Source organism: Brevundimonas sp. Root608 (genome assembly GCF_001427825.1).
In the GTDB taxonomy this organism is placed as follows: Bacteria; Pseudomonadota; Alphaproteobacteria; order Caulobacterales; family Caulobacteraceae; genus Brevundimonas.
The window spans coordinates 1-16277 of sequence record NZ_LMGT01000004.1 but is presented as its reverse complement, the minus strand read 5'-3'; the positions used below and the strand labels follow the sequence as shown (position 1 = coordinate 16277).

At 68.5% G+C, this 16277-nt stretch carries 22 protein-coding genes, 1 tRNA gene and 1 pseudogene; 3 read left to right on the top strand and 21 right to left on the bottom strand.

Going from position 1 to position 16277, the window contains the following annotated elements; translation table 11 throughout:
* Positions 1-107: 107 nt before the first annotated feature.
* Positions 108-1091: a helix-turn-helix transcriptional regulator gene (locus tag ASD59_RS06345; RefSeq protein ID WP_055829996.1), complete on the bottom strand. Its 984-nt coding sequence runs from the start codon at positions 1089-1091 to the stop codon at positions 108-110.
* Positions 1092-1176: 85 nt separating this feature from the next.
* On the opposite strand from ASD59_RS06345, the gene ASD59_RS06340 reads away from it, so the two are divergent.
* On the top strand, positions 1177-1407 hold the full coding sequence (locus ASD59_RS06340; protein WP_055829994.1) for a hypothetical protein: 231 nt from the start codon (positions 1177-1179) through the stop codon (positions 1405-1407).
* Here the strand turns inward: ASD59_RS06340 and ASD59_RS06335 are convergent, their stop codons facing one another.
* A complete protein-coding gene (locus tag ASD59_RS06335) occupies positions 1408-1845 on the bottom strand; it encodes a DUF1801 domain-containing protein (RefSeq protein WP_235561740.1) in 438 nt (145 codons plus the stop codon).
* Positions 1846-1872: 27 nt separating this feature from the next.
* Here ASD59_RS06335 and ASD59_RS14425 point away from each other — a divergent pair, with 27 nt between their 5' ends.
* Positions 1873-2400 carry a DUF4160 domain-containing protein gene (locus ASD59_RS14425; RefSeq protein WP_200943662.1) on the top strand — a complete coding sequence of 176 codons (528 nt, stop codon included), beginning with the start codon at positions 1873-1875 and terminating at the stop codon, positions 2398-2400.
* 42 nt (positions 2401-2442) lie between these two features.
* Here ASD59_RS14425 and ASD59_RS06325 read toward each other — a convergent pair whose 3' ends face one another.
* The 9 genes from ASD59_RS06325 to ASD59_RS06285 all read right to left on the bottom strand — a co-directional run bounded on the left by ASD59_RS06325 (position 2443) and on the right by ASD59_RS06285 (position 9997).
* The gene (locus ASD59_RS06325; protein ID WP_055829987.1) at positions 2443-3858 is read right to left on the bottom strand and encodes an NAD(P)(+) transhydrogenase (Re/Si-specific) subunit beta; all 1416 of its coding nucleotides are present in this window, start codon (positions 3856-3858) and stop codon (positions 2443-2445) included.
* A gap of 22 nt (positions 3859-3880) precedes the next feature.
* Positions 3881-4240 carry a hypothetical protein gene (locus ASD59_RS06320; protein WP_235561739.1) on the bottom strand — a complete coding sequence of 120 codons (360 nt, stop codon included), beginning with the start codon at positions 4238-4240 and terminating at the stop codon, positions 3881-3883.
* Between the two features lie 28 nt (positions 4241-4268).
* Positions 4269-4556 carry a hypothetical protein gene (locus ASD59_RS06315; protein ID WP_055829983.1) on the bottom strand — a complete coding sequence of 96 codons (288 nt, stop codon included), beginning with the start codon at positions 4554-4556 and terminating at the stop codon, positions 4269-4271.
* Complete coding sequence (locus ASD59_RS06310) at positions 4553-4855, bottom strand: hypothetical protein (protein WP_055829982.1); 303 nt, start codon at positions 4853-4855, stop codon at positions 4553-4555. Before ASD59_RS06310 ends, ASD59_RS06315 begins: the two co-directional genes overlap by 4 nt.
* The gene (locus tag ASD59_RS06305) at positions 4852-5184 is read right to left on the bottom strand and encodes an NAD(P) transhydrogenase subunit alpha (RefSeq protein ID WP_055829980.1); all 333 of its coding nucleotides are present in this window, start codon (positions 5182-5184) and stop codon (positions 4852-4854) included. Before ASD59_RS06305 ends, ASD59_RS06310 begins: the two co-directional genes overlap by 4 nt.
* Positions 5184-6317: a Re/Si-specific NAD(P)(+) transhydrogenase subunit alpha gene (locus ASD59_RS06300; protein ID WP_055829978.1), complete on the bottom strand. Its 1134-nt coding sequence runs from the start codon at positions 6315-6317 to the stop codon at positions 5184-5186. Before ASD59_RS06300 ends, ASD59_RS06305 begins: the two co-directional genes overlap by 1 nt.
* 149 nt (positions 6318-6466) lie before the next feature.
* Complete coding sequence (locus tag ASD59_RS06295) at positions 6467-6718, bottom strand: aa3-type cytochrome c oxidase subunit IV (protein ID WP_055829975.1); 252 nt, start codon at positions 6716-6718, stop codon at positions 6467-6469.
* 90 nt (positions 6719-6808) lie between these two features.
* Positions 6809-8158 (bottom strand): serine hydrolase domain-containing protein, encoded by a 1350-nt coding sequence (locus ASD59_RS14205; protein WP_055829973.1) that lies wholly within the window; start codon positions 8156-8158, stop codon positions 6809-6811.
* 36 nt (positions 8159-8194) lie between these two features.
* A complete protein-coding gene (locus ASD59_RS06285) occupies positions 8195-9997 on the bottom strand; it encodes a M3 family oligoendopeptidase (protein ID WP_055829971.1) in 1803 nt (600 codons plus the stop codon).
* A 99-nt stretch (positions 9998-10096) separates the two neighbouring features.
* Between ASD59_RS06285 and ASD59_RS06280 the strand changes: the two genes are divergently transcribed.
* Positions 10097-10567 (top strand): DUF1203 domain-containing protein, encoded by a 471-nt coding sequence (locus tag ASD59_RS06280; protein ID WP_055829969.1) that lies wholly within the window; start codon positions 10097-10099, stop codon positions 10565-10567.
* Here ASD59_RS06280 and ASD59_RS06275 read toward each other — a convergent pair.
* From ASD59_RS06275 to tuf, 10 genes and pseudogenes are all read right to left on the bottom strand, one after another.
* Entirely contained in the window at positions 10564-10998 is a 435-nt protein-coding gene (locus tag ASD59_RS06275) for an NUDIX hydrolase (RefSeq protein WP_055829966.1), read from the bottom strand. The genes ASD59_RS06280 and ASD59_RS06275 overlap by 4 nt on opposite strands.
* A gap of 144 nt (positions 10999-11142) precedes the next feature.
* Positions 11143-11643: a DUF2059 domain-containing protein gene (locus ASD59_RS06270; RefSeq protein WP_156376957.1), complete on the bottom strand. Its 501-nt coding sequence runs from the start codon at positions 11641-11643 to the stop codon at positions 11143-11145.
* A 133-nt stretch (positions 11644-11776) separates the two neighbouring features.
* Positions 11777-12466: a 50S ribosomal protein L1 gene (gene rplA, locus ASD59_RS06265; RefSeq protein ID WP_055829962.1), complete on the bottom strand. Its 690-nt coding sequence runs from the start codon at positions 12464-12466 to the stop codon at positions 11777-11779.
* A gap of 4 nt (positions 12467-12470) precedes the next feature.
* Positions 12471-12902, bottom strand: a complete 432-nt coding sequence (gene rplK, locus ASD59_RS06260; protein ID WP_055829960.1) for a 50S ribosomal protein L11 — start codon at positions 12900-12902, stop codon at positions 12471-12473.
* Positions 12903-13165: 263 nt separating this feature from the next.
* Positions 13166-13744: a transcription termination/antitermination protein NusG gene (gene nusG, locus ASD59_RS06255; RefSeq protein WP_055829958.1), complete on the bottom strand. Its 579-nt coding sequence runs from the start codon at positions 13742-13744 to the stop codon at positions 13166-13168.
* Positions 13745-13756: 12 nt separating this feature from the next.
* A complete protein-coding gene (secE, locus tag ASD59_RS06250; protein WP_055829955.1) occupies positions 13757-14047 on the bottom strand; it encodes a preprotein translocase subunit SecE in 291 nt (96 codons plus the stop codon).
* Between the two features lie 64 nt (positions 14048-14111).
* Positions 14112-14187: transfer RNA gene (locus ASD59_RS06245), tRNA-Trp, on the bottom strand.
* Between the two features lie 114 nt (positions 14188-14301).
* Complete coding sequence (locus ASD59_RS06240) at positions 14302-15636, bottom strand: hemolysin family protein (protein ID WP_200943754.1); 1335 nt, start codon at positions 15634-15636, stop codon at positions 14302-14304.
* Between the two features lie 94 nt (positions 15637-15730).
* The gene (locus tag ASD59_RS14680) at positions 15731-15856 is read right to left on the bottom strand and encodes a hypothetical protein (RefSeq protein WP_255356209.1); all 126 of its coding nucleotides are present in this window, start codon (positions 15854-15856) and stop codon (positions 15731-15733) included.
* Between the two features lie 235 nt (positions 15857-16091).
* A pseudogene (gene tuf, locus ASD59_RS06235) lies at positions 16092-16277 on the bottom strand (elongation factor Tu); the annotation flags it as partial.

The window sequence follows — 16277 nt, the reverse complement described above, 5'->3', positions numbered from 1 at the left end:
ATAGCCGACCCCGGCGCGCTCGAACGAAGGCCGCCCCCTGCGTCAGGACATTCAGACTCGGGACATTTGGCGGGCGTCCGGCGGGCGCCGCGCGCTGCCCCCCTCACTCAGCGCCCGTCCAGACCGCGCCGCGCGGCCTGCAGCTCGCCCTTCATCACATCCTTGAGCCGCGCCGGCGCGACGATCGCGACCTGATCGCCCCAGCTGAACAGGTGCCAGGCCAGCTCGCGCATGCCCGAGGCCCTGAACCGGACCACCACGCCGCCGTCGGCCTGATCCTCCAGCGTCTGGGTCGGGTGCCAGCGCCACGCCCGGGCCTCGGCCGCGCCCTCCGGCGTCACCCGCAACACCACATCCTCTATCTCGTCCTGGTAGATGCCGAACGACTGGCTGGCGAAGACCTGCAGATCGAAATCGGCCGGGGGCGACGCCGCCCCCGCCTCGGCCTTGACCGCGCTCATCCGGTCGAGGCGGAAGGTCTGGATGCGGCCGCTCTCGCGGTCGGCGGCGACCAGATAGTTGGCCCGCCCGAACATGACCCCGCAGGGCGCCACGCTGCGCCGGCGCGCCTCGGCGCCCGGCCGGCTGTAGATGAAGCCCAGCGGCTGGCCGGCCAGGATGGCCTGTCGGATCTCGGTCAGCACCGCCTCGTCGGCCGACGGCCGCGGCCCGGCCTGGACCGCGATGGTCTCGGCCCGTACCAGCGCCTCCAGATCGGGCGCCAGCCGGTTCAGCGTGGTCGAGCGCATCGCCGACTTCAGCTTGCGCTCCAGTCCCTCCAGCGCCGCCGCCCGGCCCGGCTCTCCGGTCGCGCGCAGCCCCTGGGCCGCCTTGCTCAGCTCGACCAGTTCCTCGGTCGTCGGGGCCTGTTCAAAGGCCGACAGGCCGCCGCGGATGCGCCAGCGCTTGGTCGGGGGATCGGAGACTTCCTCGGCCTGCGGGAACAGGTCCAGCACGATGTCGCGCATCCGCTCGGCCGTGCGCCGGCCGACACCGGACTCCCGCGCCATCTCGTCGATCGTCAGTCCCTCGGCGCTGGCGGCCATGCGCCGCGCCAGCTCGATGACCAGGGCCGTTCTGTCCAATCTCATCCGGTGAGGGTGGCATACGTCCAAATCTGACGCAACGCTGCTTCATGGTCGGTTTCAACAGAGACCCGAACCCCGGAGACATCCCATGGCCCGCGCCTTCGCCCCCCACGCTTCCATCGCCGCCTCCCGCTACCTGATCGTCCCCTGCGACGCCGAGGGCTGCGGCGATCTGGCGGTCATCTGGGACCGGCTGGAAGAACAGGTGATCGACGTCATCGACGCCTCGGCCAGCGCCCGCTACGCCGACGAGGACGCCCTGTGGGACGAAGCCCGTCCCGCCTTCGCCCCCGCCGAGGACTTCCGCATGGCGGCCTGATCAGTCGGGATAGCGCTCGCGCATCTCGACCAGCGACGCGGCCGCCAGTTCGCGCAGCACGCCCAGGTCGATCTGGTCCAGCCGGTTGATGTAGAGGCAGGCCACGCTGGTCTTCACCTTGCCGAGCCGGGCGATGAACGCCTCCCACCCCGAGAACCCCGGCAGGATGTAGACCACCGTCTGCGCCTTGCGCGGCGAGAACCCCAGCCGGGGCGCGTCGCCCTCGTGCCCGCTGGCGTAGCGGTAATGATACCGCCCGAAGCCGATGATCGACGGTCCCCACATCACCGGCGGTTCGCCGCTGATCTCCTCGAACAGGGCGCACAGCGTCTCGGCGTCGGCCCGGCGCGTCGGGTTCTCGACGGCGGCGATGAAGTCGGCGACGGAGATTTTGGTGGGTTTGGTCCTGGCTTCATAGGCCATGAGGCTCTCGCTCATACACTTATAACGTGTTACGCATTCACCGTGCCGACCATAGCCTTCTTCCACGGCGTCGCCATCCGCATGTTATTCAACGACCATGCGCCCGCGCATTTTCACGCCTACCACGGCGAGCGGGAAGCAAAATTCGACCTTGAAACCGGCGCCGTGATCGACGGCAGATTTCCTGCCGCAAATGGATTGCGATGTATAAGACCGAGTTGGAGGCGGCATGGACCGCCGTTCGCGACGACATCACGCCAGAACGAATTCCGGGACCTGACGCCGACAATGACAACTGACGTTGTTCGCATCCGAAAGCTGCAACGGCTCGGCGAGTATCGCCTGAAGCTGTGGTTCTCGGACGGCCGCGCCGGTGAATGGGATTTCTCTGATCTGGCGCGACGCGGCACGCCCGTCACCCGGCCGTTCGAGGATCCCGCCTATTTCGATCGCGTGTTCCTCGAGTTCGGCGCTCTCACCTGGCCCAACGGCTACGACTGGGCCCCGGAGGCATTGCTTGCGGACATGAAGGCCGCGGGGGTGCTGAAGGTCGAGAGCGCGGCGGCGTGAGGATCGGGTAGCGATCTGCGCTGAAACAATCGATGCAGGCGACTAAAGCGCCTTCACGATCCCCTCGACCATCTTCTTCGCGTCGGCGAACAGCATCATGGTGTTGTCGCGGAAGAACAGCTCGTTCTCGACGCCCGCATAACCCGCCGCCATGCCGCGCTTGATGAACAGCACCGTCCCCGCCTTCTCCACGTCCAGCACCGGCATGCCGTAGATCGGGCTCTGCGGATCGGTCTTGGCGGCGGGGTTGGTGACGTCATTGGCGCCGATGACGAAGGCCACGTCGCAGCTCGAGAATTCCGAGTTGATGTCCTCCAGCTCGAACACCTCGTCGTACGGCACATTGGCCTCGGCCAGCAGGACGTTCATGTGGCCGGGCATGCGGCCGGCGACGGGGTGGATGGCGTATTTCACCTCGACCCCCTCCTCCTTCAGCTTGTCGGCCATCTCGCGCAGCGCGTGCTGGGCCTGGGCCACGGCCATGCCGTAGCCGGGCACGATGATGACCTTCGAGGCGTTCTTCATGATGAAGGCGGCGTCGTCGGCGCTGCCCTGTTTGACCGGCCGGGTCTCGACCGCCCCGGCCGCGCCGGTCGCCGCGTCGCCGCCGAAACCGCCCAGGATCACCGAGATGAAACTGCGGTTCATCGCCTTGCACATGATGTAGCTCAGGATCGCGCCCGAGCTGCCGACCAGGGCCCCGGTGATGATCAGGGCGATGTTCTCGAGGGTGAAGCCCAGCGCCGCCGCGGCCCAGCCCGAATAGGAGTTGAGCATCGACACCACCACCGGCATGTCGGCCCCTCCGATGGGAATGATCAGGGTCGCGCCGAGGATCAGGGCCAGCAGGAACACGCCCCAGAAGGCCCAGGTGGCCGTGCCATTGGTGCCGATCATGATGCCGATCAGCAGCGTCAGCCCCAGGGCCAGGCCGATGTTGATCAGATGCCGCATGGGCAGCAGGATCGGCGCGCCCGACATCCGCCCGTCCAGCTTGGCGAAGGCGATGACCGAGCCGGTGAAGGTGACGGCCCCGATGGCCACGCCCAGCGCCAGTTCGATGATCGACTGGATCTTGATGCCGCCGGCGCCGTCGGCGATGCCGAAGCTCTCCGGCGCATAGACCGCGCCCACCGCGACCAGACAGGCCGCCATGCCGACCAGGCTGTGGAAGGCCGCAACCAGTTGGGGCATCTGCGTCATCTGCACCCGCGCGGCGATCAGCGCGCCCGCCCCGCCGCCGACGATCACCCCGCCCGCGATCAGGCCCAGGGTCAGGGGATCCAGCGTACCCGAACTCCACAGCGTCAGCAGCGTCACGCCAACCGCCAGCGCCATGCCGATCATGCCGAAGGTGTTGCCCTGCCGGCTCGTCTCCGGGCTCGAGAGGCCGCGCAGGCTCAGGATGAACAGCACGCCGGAGACCAGATAGGCCAGGGCCGCGAAGGAGGCGTTCATGCCGTGTCCCCGGAAGTCAGCATCAGAAAAATCCCACCGCGGCGGGCCTGGCCGGGTCGCTGGTGACCGCGACCTGCGCCTCGCCGTTCTTGATCATGGCGATGGCCACGGCGCCGCGCCCGCCCGTCCTGGTCACGGTGCAGCTGCCGTTGTCCGACGGCAGCCGCCCGCCCTGGGAGCCGGTGGCCGTGCGTTGCAGCCGGTTGGCCCAGGCGCTCCTGTTGTAGACGGTCGCCTCGTACACCACCGGACGGAACCGGCACTCCAGGGACCAGGTGGCCCCCTGCAGCGTCGCGACGTGCCAGGGCAGCCCCGCCTCGGTCTGCTTGCCCACGTCGGTCTGCGCGTCCGCCGCCGTGGCGACGATGGCGGCCAGACTCACGATCGCGCCGATCCGCCCGGGTCGCATCTCAGCGCCCTCCCGGCGGGCAGGCGGTCCGCGCCAGCCGCCACAGGGCGGCGGTGATGAACAGCGGGGCCACGAACACCATGGCCCAGTCCACCATGCTCATCGGCTTCTCCTGGGCGACGATGCGCAGCAGCACCGAGGCGAACAGCAGCACCACGCCGCAGTCGAGGAAGCGCAGCTTGCGGATGGCGTCCGTCTCCCGCAGCCAGCTCCACAGCCACAGGCCGGCCCCGATCGCCGTGGCGACCCAGGACGCGCCGACCGCGAGCTGATGACCGTCCAGCGTCATGCCCTGGGAGTCCGGAACCTCGGGAACAGGACACCCGTGCGAAGCGAAATGACGAATTGGACCGCGAACAGGGCGGCTATGGCGATGTACATGCCGAGGCCGAGCCATTCGGCTGTTTGCCAGCGTTCCCACGCCTGCCAGAGCCAATGAAGAATGAGGAGCGGATAGACCGTCAGGATCAGGGCCCGCTGCACCCGATCGCGCATGCTGTCGCTCATCCGCCCGCTCAGCAGGGTGAAGGCGAGCACCAGCAGGATCGCCAACGGCACGATGGCCATGAAGAGGATGGCCTGGATCACGACTGCGCCGCCTCTGCCGGCTTCGCGGGCCGTTCCTTCTTCCTGTACATGGCCAGCATCCTTCGGGTGACCATGAAGCCGCCGAAGATGTTGACGCTGGCCAGGGTCACGGCCACGACGCCCGCCCCCTTGGCGACCCAGCCGCCGTCGGCGCTGGCCGCCGCCGCCGCGATCAGGCCGCCGACCACGATCACCGACGAAATGGCGTTGGTCACGGCCATCAGCGGCGTGTGCAGGGCCGGCGTGACGCTCCAGACGACGTAGTAGCCGACGAAGATCGCCAGCACGAAGATGGCCAGGCGGAAGACGGTGGGATCGACGTGTTCCATCAGCCCTTCACTCCTTCATGCACCACGGCCCCGCCGTGCGTCACCGCCGCCGCCTTCAGGATCTCGTCCTCGAGGTCCAGCGCCAGCGCCCCGTCCTTGATCATCAGCCCGACGAAGGCGACCAGGTTCTTCGCATAGAGGGCCGAGGCGTCCGCCGCGATCCGGCCGGGCAGGTTCGTATGCCCCACGATCTGCACGCCGTTCGCCGTGGTCACCACCTCGCCGGCCTTGGCCCCCTCGACATTGCCGCCCGCCTCGACGGCGAGGTCGATCAGCACCGAGCCCGGCTTCATCGTCGCTACCTGCGCCGCCGTGACCAGCACCGGCGCGGCGCGGCCCGGGATCAGGGCGGTGGTGATGACGATGTCCTGCTTCTTGATGTGCTCGCCCGTCAGCTCGGCCTGTTTGGCCTGGTACTCGGGCGACATCGGCTTGGCGTAGCCGCCCGCCGTCTGGGCGTTTTTGAACTCCTCGTCCTCGACGGCGAGGAATTTGGCCCCCAGCGATTCCACCTGCTCCTTGGTCGCCGGCCGCACGTCGGTGGCCGTGACCACCGCCCCCAGCCGGCGCGCCGTGGCGATGGCCTGCAGGCCCGCCACGCCCACGCCCATGACGAAGACCTTGGCCGGCGCCACCGTGCCCGCCGCCGTCATCATCATCGGGAAGCCCTTGCCGTAGGCGTATGCCGCCTCGATCACGGCGCGATAGCCGGCCAGGTTCGCCTGGGACGACAGGGCGTCCATCACCTGGGCCCGCGAGATGCGCGGCACCAACTCCATGGCGAAGGCCGTCGCACTGGCCTGGGCCAGGGCCGTCACCGTCTCCTTGTCGCGGTAGGCGTCCAGCAGGGCCACGACGATGGCGCCGGGCTTCAGCGCGCTGGTTTCCTGCGCCGTCGGGCCGCGCACCTTCAGCACGATGTCCGCGCCCGACAGCACCGCCTTGGTGTCCTTGGCCACGGTGGCGCCGGCGGCGGCGTAGTCGTCATCGGGGATGGAAGACCCCGCGCCGGTCCCGGCCTCGACCGTCACGGCCGCGCCCATGGCGATCAGCTTCCTGACCGTGTCCGGAGTGACGGCGCAGCGCGTCTCGCCGTCTCGGCGTTCGCGGGTCACGGCGATGGCGACAGCCAAGCGAATCCCTCCGTCATGTCTCGACGGACGACGTTAGGCTGATCGGTGAGGCTGCGTCAAAGCGCCAGAAGCGTGCGATTCCGCGCTCAGGCAGCGCGCGACCGCCCGTCATCCCCGCGAAGGCGGGGACGCGCGCGTCAGCGCTCAATTCAGTGGGAGGTCTTGCCCGACTTCAGGAAGAAATACCCCGCGACCAGCATCACCGCCGCGGTGATCGCGCCGCCGAGGAAGCTGCCGCCCGGCTGGAACCACAGGGTCAGGAACATCACGATGGCCGCCAGCCACAGCGAACCCCATTTGGCCATGCTGATGAAGGCGCGGAACGTCGAGGCCTGCTCGCTGATCTCCTGGGAGCCGCGAACATAGGCGTCGTGGGAATCGGCTTGGTGCAGGTCGGCCATGTCGGTGTCCGGGAATCTGGAACGTCGGTTGCGCCCTTATAGCGGCGCGCGCCGCCGGCTCAAGCGGCCGGTGACAATTCGCGGCGGCGCTCAGTCCAGGGCGGCCAGGGTGTCGCGGGTGAAGGCGATGAAGTCGAACGGCTTCCCCGCCGGGTCCTCGCCCCGCCGCACGATGACGATCCCCCGGCTGGGGACGATGACGACATACTGGCCCCGGTTGCCGTTGGCCGAGATGGCGTCGGCGGGAATCCCCTCCGATTTGTTGAACAGCCAGAAGGTCGCGCCATAGCCCTGCGCCCCGCCCGGCTGCGGGCCCGAGGGACGCGAGACATGGTCCCGCCACCCCGCCGGCAGGATGCGCTCGCCGTCGACGACGCCGTCGTTCAGATACAGACGTCCGAACCGCGCCAGGTCGCGCGCCGTCGACCACACCTGGCTGGACAGCATGTAGTTCCCGCGCCAGTCGGTCTCGGCGAAGGTGTCGTACATGCCCAGCCGCTGGAACAGCTCGGCCGGCGGATGGTCGGCGAAGGTCGGGGCGATGGCGAAAACCGCCAGAAGGATGTCGTTGTTGGCGTAGCGGAACCGCGTTCCCGGCATGGCGATCAGCGGCCAGGTCGTCGCCTGCTCATCGACGCCCACGCCGCCGAAATAGAGGGCGTCGGTGCGGTTGCCCGCCGTGTCGCTGGTCAGGCCCGAAGACATCCGCATCAGCTGGTCGAGGGTGATGGCCGCGCGCGGATCGCCCGCCCGGCTCCAGTCGGTGATCGCCGCGGGCGCGTTCACATCGACCCCGCCGCGCTGGACCGCCGCGCCGATCACCGTCCCCGCAAGCGACTTGGCCACCGACCAGGTCCGCTGCGGCGTGTCCGGCCCGAAGCCCTCGCCGTATTCTTCCGCCACCACCCGGTCGTTCTGCAGAACCAGCACGGCGGTGGTGTTGGAACCCTCGCCATAACGCCCCACGAAGGCCCCCTCGACCGCCTCGTTCAACAGGGCGGCGTTGCCCGTCGTGTCGCCCCTGACGAAGGCCTGATCCGAGGGGCCCCTCGGCGGGAGAGTCGCGATCTGCTCGCCCGTCCAGCCCACCGGCATGATGGTGCAGCCCCGACCGGGCCGCCACACGGCCGAACGCGGCGGCATGGCGTCGTCCCAGGCGACCGACACCCGCGCCGGAAACACCTCGACCGGCATTTCCCGCACCAGCGGGTCCAGCTCGGGATAGATGCCCGTCAGCTCATTGGCCTCGATGCTCTCCAGCGTCCGCATCCCGCCCGCCGCCTCGGCGGTTTTCAACGCGCTGCAGACCGTCAGGGCCTTGTACCCCGCCGCCATGGCGCGAACGCTGGCGGACGGCGGCGCGGGGGCCGCCGGGGTCTGGGCGAAGGCGGCGGACGGAGAGGCGGCGATCAGGGCCGCGGCGAGGATCAATGTGCGCATGACCCGACGCTCGCCCGCCCCGCCGTCGCCGTCAACTCAGACCAGCGCCTCGAACCGGTCGATCAGCCCCTCCAACCGCTTCGTGCCGATGGTCCAGAACGCCGGGTCGCGCGGGTTCAGACCGAACGGCGCCAGGGCCTCGACATAGCCGCGCGACCCCCCGCCCGCGAGCAGCTCGCGATACAGCGGGGTGAAGCCCTCGGGATCCTTCGCCCGCGTCTCCATCAGCGCCGCCACCAGCAGGTCGCCGAAGGCGTAGGCGTAGACGTAGAAGGGGGAGTGGACGAAGTGGCTGACATAGCTCCACCAGTGCTCATAGCCGGGGTTCAGCGTCACCGCCGGCCCCAGCGACGCCCCCATCTCCTCCATCCAGATCTCGCCGATCCGCTCGGCCGGGACCTCGCCCGCCGCCCGCTCGTCGTGGAAGCGCGTCTCGAAGCGGTGGAAGGCGATCTGGCGCACCACGGTGTTCAGCCCGTCCTCGATCCGCCCGGCCAGCAGGCCGCGCTGCTCGGCCTTCGGCGCGGTCTTCAGCAGCCGGTCGAACGTCAGACCCTCGGCGAAGATCGAGGCCGTCTCGGCCAGGGTCAGGGGGGTGTCGGCCAGCAGACTCCCCTGCCCCGCCGCCAGCGTCTGGTGCACCCCGTGCCCCAGCTCATGCGCCAGCGTCAGCACGTCGCGCCGCTCGCCCATCCAGTTCAGGAACACATAGGGATGCCGGTCCGAGGTCACGGGATGGGCATAGGCGCCCGACTGCTTGCCCGGTCGCGCCTTGCCGTCGATCCACGGCCTGTCGAAGAAACCGCCCGCGCGGTCGGCGAATTCCGGCCCGAGGTCGGCGAAGCTCTCCAGCACCAGCTGCTTGCCGGCGGCCCAGTCATAGCCGCGCGGGGCGGTCGTCTCGATCGGGGCGTTGCGGTCCCACTGGTCCAGTTTGGCCTTGCCCATGGCCCGGGCCTTGAGCGCGTAATAGCGGTGCGACAGCCGCGGATAGGCGGCCGCCACGGCGTCGGCCATGGCGTCGACCGCCTCGCCGTCCACCTCGTTGGACAGATGCCGGCCGTCGGCGGGCCGTTTGAAGCCCCGCCATCTGTCCTCCAGGGCCTTGTCGGCCGCCACGGTGTTCATCACCAGCGCCATGGTCGCGGTCCGCTGGGCCAGCGCCCCGTTCAGCCCCTCGGCCGCCGCCTTGCGCCGCGCCGCCTTCGGGTCCGACAGCCGGTTCAGCGCCTCGGCCAGGGTCAGCTCGTCCTTGCCGGCCCTGATCTTCATCGCCGCCAGCGTCTCGTCGAACAGACGCGGCCACTGGGCGCTGATCGGGCCGCGCTCGGCCAGGAAGGTCTCCAGCTCCTGCGACAGCTCGTGCGGCTTCATCGCCCGCACCCGCCGCAGCCACGGCCGCCAGCGCGCCCCGGCCGGATACGCTGCCAGGGCGGCCTCGATCTCGGCCTCCTCCAGCTGGTTGACCTCCAGGGTGACCCAGACCGTCGGCGTGGCGATGGCGGTCATCTTCTCGCGCACCGTGGCCTCGAAGCCCTGCGCCCCCGCGTCGTTGCGGTTGGTCGAGGCGGCGAGGAAGGCGTAGGCGCCGAGCCCGCCCAGCACGTCCGACGCCTGTTCGTACAGGGTCACGGCCCGGTCCAGCCTTTCACCGAGCACGGCGGCGTCGGCCCGCGTTTCGATCAGCCGGCCCTGCAGGGCGTTCAACTCGGCCACCAGCCCCCTCGCCCGCTCCAGATCGCCCTCGATGCGGGCGTCCTCGCGGGAGGCGTACAGGTCGGACAGGTCCCACAGGGGAGCGTCCAGCGGATCGGCTTGGGTCTTGAAGGGAGCGTTCATGGTCTCCGTTGTGGGGATGGAGCGCGCCCTGCGCAACGTCCGAAACCCGCCAGACGCCCGATCCGCCGGGGGTCATATCGGCGGCGAAGGAGATTCCGCATGAGCTTTCGCATCGAACCCCTGCCCCTCGCGCCGTTCCAGCCCCTGTTCGCCCTCGACGGCGAGACGCTGCGGGCGATGGGCGCGCGCCGCACGACCGCCGACGCGCCCCACAGCGCGCCCTGTCGCGTCAGCCTGGCCGACGCCGAACCCGGGGAACGCCTTATCCTGGCGAACCATCGCCATCTGGACGACCCTTTCAGCCCCTACCGCTCCGACGGTCCTGTCTTCGTGCGCGAGACGGCCGTGGAGGCGGCTCTCGATCCCGGCGTCCTGCCCGACATGCTGTCCCGGCGCCTTCTGTCCGCCCGCGTCTATGACGCCGCCTGGATGATGACCGACGCCGACGTGGTCGAGGGGCGCGATCTGGCGGCCCGGCTGAAAGGCTGGTTCGGACATCCGGATACGGCGGTCATCCATCTCCACACCGCGCGCCGCGGCTGCTTCCTGGCGACTGCGGCGCGCGCCTAGCCCTCGAAGGCGGCGATCAGGGCCTTCAGGTCCGGCTCGTCGACGCGGCGGACGGCTTCGTCGCGGCTCACCCACATCCGCTCGCGCTGACCGCGTTCCTGCCAGTCGTCGTGCTCGACCTCCACCCGCAGGGCGTAGACCGAAACCACGCACCAGCGCGGCGCCCGGCGCTTCAGCACCTTCAGATAACGGAACGTCCCCAGCGGCTCGCGCGTGACGGCGCCCTCGACGCCCGCCTCCTCCAGCGCTTCCAGCGCCGCCGCCTCGGCGTCGGTCCTGCCGGGCATGCGTCCGCCCTTGGGCGTCACCCAGCGCCGGGTCTCGCGCGAGGTGACCAGCAGGATCTCGATCCCGGCCGCGGTCCTGCGCCACGGCAGGGCCGCGACCTGACGCCGCTCGGCCGTCCGGGTGCGGATCGCATCGCCGGTCATCAGGTCAGCAAGGCTCCCGGTGGAAATTGTCTTTGAGCGGCGCCGGCGCCCCGGACCCCGTCCGGCGTCGGGCGGGACCCCGCGGAGCCGTGCGGTCACTCCCGCGTCTTCGGCGATGCGTCAACCCGTCAGGGATCGGACGGTTCAGTCGGCTGGCTTTCCGGTCTGCGCGCCCTCGGGCGCCGCGCATTCGAAACGGGTGCAATATTTCTCGTTCAGCCGGGTGAGGGCCGTGATCAGATGCGGGGCCATCACGGCCTGCACCCGCAGGCCCAGTTCGAAATTCTTGTCCGATATCGAGCGGCCCAGCGGGGTGTCGAAAAACGCGACCATCGCCTCCAGCTCCTGCAGGGTGAAGATCTCGGCCACATCGTCCGTCAAATCGGCGAAGGTCGCCTCGATCGCGGCCTCGAAGGCGTCCGACATGTTTTCGGCCAGCCAGGCGCGCTGCTCGGCCGGGCCCTCGGACTTGGCGAACGTCTCGTCGAAATAGCTCTCCAGGGTCTTCTGCAGGCTCGGCCCTTGGGTCAGCTCGATATACTGCTCCGCCAGAACCAGCCGCCGCGCCGTGTCGCCGTCCTGGGCCGCCGCGGGACCCGCCGCGGACAGGCACAGCCCGAACGCCAGCACCATCAGAAAACGCATGGAATCCCCCGTCATGAGGACCTACCGTCGGTTGCTCCGGGCCGATGCGCAAGCGTGTCCGGATCACGGACGGCCAGAAAAAAGGGCGGCGACCCTGCGGTCGCCGCCCTTCCCGTTGCAGTTCAAGGGCCGATCAGGCGTTCAGCGACGCCGGGTCGATCTTGAAGCCCGGTCCCATGGTCGAGGACAGGGTGATGCGCTTGACGTAGGTGCCCTTGGCGCCGGTCGGACGGGCCTTCTGCAGGGCGTCCACATAGGCCTTCACGTTGGCTTCGAGGGCTTCCTGGGTGAAGGAGGCTTTGCCGATGCCGCCGTGCGCGATGCCGGCCTTCTCGACGCGGAACTCGACCGCGCCGCCCTTGGCGTCCTTGACCGCTTGCGCGACGTTCGGAGTCACGGTGCCGACCTTGGGGTTGGGCATCAGGCCGCGCGGGCCCAGCACCTTACCCAGACGGCCGACCAGGGCCATCATGTCCGGAGACGCGATGACGCGGTCGAAGTCCATGAAGCCGCCGTTGATCTTCTCGTACAGATCCTCGGCGCCCACGATGTCGGCGCCGGCCGCCAGGGCCTCCGCCGCCTTGGCGTCCTTGGCGAACACAGCCACCCGGACGTCACGACCGGTGCCCGAGGGCAGGTTCACGACGCCGCGGACCTGCTGGTCGGCGTGACGGGGATCGACGCCCAGGTTGACGGCGATCTCGATCGACTCGTCGAACTTGGCGGTGGCGTTGGATTTGACGGCGGCGATCGCCTCGGCGAAGCCCATCGGGGCGACGGTGTCGCCGGTGCGGGCTTTGACGCGCTTGGTTTGCTTGGCCATGTGCTTAGCCCTCCACGACGTTGAGGCCCATGGCGCGAGCCGAGCCTTCGATGATCTTGGTCGCGGCGTCCAGGTCGTTCGCGTTCAGATCCTTCATCTTCTTTTCGGCGATCTCACGCAGCTGGCTGCGCTTGATCTTGCCGGCCACTTCGCGGCCGGTCATCTTCGAGCCCGAGGTGATCCCGGCGGCCTGCTTGATGTAGTGGGTCGCGGGCGGGGTCTTGGTGACGAAGGTGAAGCTCTTGTCCTGGTAGACCGTGATCACGGTCGGCAGGGGGGTGCCCTTCACTTCCTTCTCGGTGCGCGCGTTGAACTCCTTGACGAAGCCCATGATGTTCACGCCGCGTTGACCCAGGGCGGGCCCGATCGGGGGCGAAGGCGTGGCGTTGCCGGCCGGCACCTGCAATTTGATGTAGCCGAGAATCTTCTTGGCCATTGGTCTCTCCTTACGATGGCCCTGAACTCAATCAGGGCCGGTGAGCCGTGGTCGTGGCATGGCTGCCTCCCACGGATTTGCGTGATCGCTCACGCCGCCCCGTTCAGGGCGAGGCGCGCGTGTAGCAAACGCGGCCCTGAAAAGCAAACGGCGGCCCGTGCGGGCCGCCGTCGCCATGATGTCCGCCATGTCGCGGGTATCGATGATGTCCCGCCGGCTGTGTCGCGGATATCGACCCCGAATTGTATCGGTCGAAAACCGGCCTAGGAGGCGCTCTTCTCGACCTGATTGTATTCCAGATCGACCGGCGTCGGACGGCCGAAGATCGACACCGCGACCCGCAGGCGCGCCGCGTCCTCGTCGACGCTCTCGACTTGGCCGTCGAAGCTGGCGAACGGGCCGTCGATGACCTTGACGGTCTCGCCGATGTCGAAGCGGATGGTGGGCTTCGGACGTTCGACGCCCTCCTCCACCTGGCCGATGATGTTCTGGACCTCACGCTCCGAGACCGGCAGCGGCTTGGTGCCGCCGGCGGCGCCGAGGAAGCCCGTGACCTTCGGCGTGTTCTTGACCAGGTGATAGGCGTCGTCGGTCATCTCCATCTTCACCAGCACATAGCCGGGGAAGAATTTGCGCTCCGAGTTGACCTTGCGGCCGCGGCGGATCTCGACGACGTCCTCGGTCGGCACCAGGATTTCCGAGAAACAGTCCTCGAGCCCCTGCTGGCGCGCCTGATCCGTCAGGTGCTGGGCGACCTTCTTCTCGAAATTCGAATAGGCGTGGACAATGTACCACTTGTGCCGGGGATTGGCGGCGGGCTTGGCGGGCGTTGCGTCGGTCATGGGGGGTCTTTCTTACTGGCCGATCGCGAGCACGATGCGCGACAGGAAGGCCAGGCCGGTGTCGACGACGAAGAAGAAGATGGACGCGATCAGCACCATGATCAGCACCATCACCGAGGTGATCCAGGTTTCCTTGCGGCTCGGCCACACGATCTTGCGCCCTTCGGCGCGGACCTGGCTGGCGAACTGCGGGATCGAGGTGCGCTTCTTCGGCGCGACGGCGTCCGTCGCCACGGCCGCGCCGGCGACGGCGGGCTGGACGGTCTGGGTGCGGCGCCCCGAAGGGCTCTTGGCCTTGGCCATGCTCGGTTCTCGTTTTCAACGCAGTCTGACGGTGCAGATGGGGACCCGCCCCGTCAGTGGAAAGTGGCAGGAGTGGAGGGACTCGAACCCACGACCCTCGGTTTTGGAGACCGATGCTCTACCAGCTGAGCTACACTCCTGTGGTCCCGGCGAAAACTACAACGCGCCAGAGGGCGGAACCCCCGGGCGCGTTCGGCTTCGCCAGACCGCGGCGTATGCCCGACCGCGCCGGGGTTTTCAAGGGCGGATGCGGTTCAGTCCTCGTACTGAGCCGCCACCGCCCGGGCCTCGTCCTGGGCGTTGATCACCTGCTTGAACAGCAGCTTGTCGATCCGGCGGTCGTCCATGTCGATGATCTCGACCTCGAACCGGCCCAGTTGCAGGATTTCGCCCTCGTGGGGCACGCGCGACAGCTGGTGCAGCACCAGGCCCGCGATGGTGTGGAAGCCTTCCGCCTCGCCGAAATCCTCGCCCAGGGCGTCCGACAGCTCGTCGATGTCGGTCTGGCCGTCGACCAGCCAGCTGCCGTCCTCGCGCTGGCGCACATTGACCTCGGCGTCGTCGTGACCCTCGTCGAAATCTCCGGCGATCATTTCCAGCAGGTCGGTGGCCGTCACCACCCCCTCGAAGGCCCCGAATTCGTCCACCAGGAAGGCCATGTGGACGCGCGAGGCCTTCATGATCTCCAGCGCCTTCAGCACCGAGGTCGATTGCGGAATGAAGGCCGGAATCTGGATGTGCTTTTCGACATTGAACTCGCCGTTGTCGAGCAGGCTGTCCAGCAGGTCCTTCTTGTGAACCACGCCCAGCGGATTATCGACGTCGTTCTCCCGCGCGACCACGATGCGCGAATAGGGGCAGGTGCGAACCTCTGTTCGCAGCGTCTCCTCCGAATCGTCCAGGGCGATCCAGAACACCTCGTGGCGCGGCGTCATGGCCACCCGGATCGGCCGGTCGCCGAGGCGCAGGATCTCCTCGATCATGGTCTGCTCCTCGGGCTCGATCAGGCCGGCCGAGGTGCCCTCCGCGATCATCGTCTCGACCTCTTCCTGGGTCACGTCCGAACCGTCCCGGTCCTTGACGCCCATGATCTTGAGGATGGCCGAGGTCGAGGCCGTCAGCACGACCACGAAGGGCTTCAGCACCACGGCCACGGTCGAGATCGGCGCCGCCATCTTGGAGGCGATGCTCTCGGGGAAGATCAGCGCCAGCCGCTTGGGCACCAGTTCGCCGACGATCACCGACACATAGGTGATGAAGATGATGACGATGACGGTCGAGAAGACTTCGGTATAGGCCGCCAGTCCCGGGAAGGCCGCTTCGAGGATGTGGTTCAGCTCGCCCGCGATCGCCGCCTGTCCGTAGGCGCCGGCGGCGATGCCGATCAGGGTGATTCCGACCTGGACCGCCGACAGGAAATGGGTCGGGTCCTCGGCCAGCTTCAGGGCGACGCGGGCGCCCTTGTCGCCGCGTTCGGCACGGCTCTGCAGCTTGGATCGACGGGAGGATACGACCGCCAGCTCGGTCATGGCGAACAGGCCGTTGAGCACCACGAGGAGCAGAACGACAACGATGGCGATGGCTAACATCTAGGGGGAGCGGACCGACGCGGCGCGACTGTCGGCGTCCGCGGGATCAATGATAGGGGGAATTGTCCCCCGCCGCCACGGTTTCCTTGAAGCCTTAGACCCCGCGGCCGATCTCGACGCCGCCATAGGGGCCGCGCGCGCCCGTGTCCGGCGTGGCGGCGCAGGCCGACATGCCGAGGAAGGTGCCGATGAAAAGTCCGATCCTGATCGCGCGCCGCATGGTTACTGAAATCCTAACGTCCGGGATGCGAACGTAGGGACCTCACGGCGGTTCCGCGCAAGCACGGACGCCTGCGAGGAGAACGATACGGTAAACGCGCGCGCCGCCTCCCCCCCGCTCCGTCATCCTCGGGTCAGGCCCGAGGATGACGGCGTGGAGTGCGGAGCGCACAGCAAAAAAACGGCCCCCGGATTGCTCCGGGGGCCGTTCGCTTACGCGTACTGGTTTCGACCGATTACTCGGTGATCTTGCTCACCACGCCGGCGCCGACGGTGCGGCCGCCTTCGCGGATGGCGAAGCGCAGCTTCTCTTCCATGGCGATCGGGGTGATCAGCTCGACGTTCAGCTCGGCGTTGTCGCCGGGCATGATCATCTCGACACCTTCCTTGAGGTGCACGATGCCGGTCACGTCCGTGGTGCG

Coding starts and splice junctions, on each gene's coding strand:
- ASD59_RS06345 (WP_055829996.1), bottom strand. CDS start 1,091: ATGAGATTGGACAGAACGGCCCTGGTCATCGAGCTGGCGCGGCGCATG.
- ASD59_RS06340 (WP_055829994.1), top strand. CDS start 1,177: ATGGCCCGCGCCTTCGCCCCCCACGCTTCCATCGCCGCCTCCCGCTAC.
- ASD59_RS06335 (WP_235561740.1), bottom strand. CDS start 1,845: ATGAGCGAGAGCCTCATGGCCTATGAAGCCAGGACCAAACCCACCAAA.
- ASD59_RS06325 (WP_055829987.1), bottom strand. CDS start 3,858: ATGAACGCCTCCTTCGCGGCCCTGGCCTATCTGGTCTCCGGCGTGCTG.
- ASD59_RS06315 (WP_055829983.1), bottom strand. CDS start 4,556: ATGACGCTGGACGGTCATCAGCTCGCGGTCGGCGCGTCCTGGGTCGCC.
- ASD59_RS06305 (WP_055829980.1), bottom strand. CDS start 5,184: ATGGAACACGTCGATCCCACCGTCTTCCGCCTGGCCATCTTCGTGCTG.
- ASD59_RS06295 (WP_055829975.1), bottom strand. CDS start 6,718: ATGGCCGACCTGCACCAAGCCGATTCCCACGACGCCTATGTTCGCGGC.
- ASD59_RS14205 (WP_055829973.1), bottom strand. CDS start 8,158: ATGCGCACATTGATCCTCGCCGCGGCCCTGATCGCCGCCTCTCCGTCC.
- ASD59_RS06285 (WP_055829971.1), bottom strand. CDS start 9,997: ATGAACGCTCCCTTCAAGACCCAAGCCGATCCGCTGGACGCTCCCCTG.
- ASD59_RS06280 (WP_055829969.1), top strand. CDS start 10,097: ATGAGCTTTCGCATCGAACCCCTGCCCCTCGCGCCGTTCCAGCCCCTG.
- ASD59_RS06275 (WP_055829966.1), bottom strand. CDS start 10,998: ATGACCGGCGATGCGATCCGCACCCGGACGGCCGAGCGGCGTCAGGTC.
- ASD59_RS06270 (WP_156376957.1), bottom strand. CDS start 11,643: ATGCGTTTTCTGATGGTGCTGGCGTTCGGGCTGTGCCTGTCCGCGGCG.
- rplA (WP_055829962.1), bottom strand. CDS start 12,466: ATGGCCAAGCAAACCAAGCGCGTCAAAGCCCGCACCGGCGACACCGTC.
- rplK (WP_055829960.1), bottom strand. CDS start 12,902: ATGGCCAAGAAGATTCTCGGCTACATCAAATTGCAGGTGCCGGCCGGC.
- nusG (WP_055829958.1), bottom strand. CDS start 13,744: ATGACCGACGCAACGCCCGCCAAGCCCGCCGCCAATCCCCGGCACAAG.
- secE (WP_055829955.1), bottom strand. CDS start 14,047: ATGGCCAAGGCCAAGAGCCCTTCGGGGCGCCGCACCCAGACCGTCCAG.
- ASD59_RS06240 (WP_200943754.1), bottom strand. CDS start 15,636: ATGTTAGCCATCGCCATCGTTGTCGTTCTGCTCCTCGTGGTGCTCAAC.
- ASD59_RS14680 (WP_255356209.1), bottom strand. CDS start 15,856: ATGCGGCGCGCGATCAGGATCGGACTTTTCATCGGCACCTTCCTCGGC.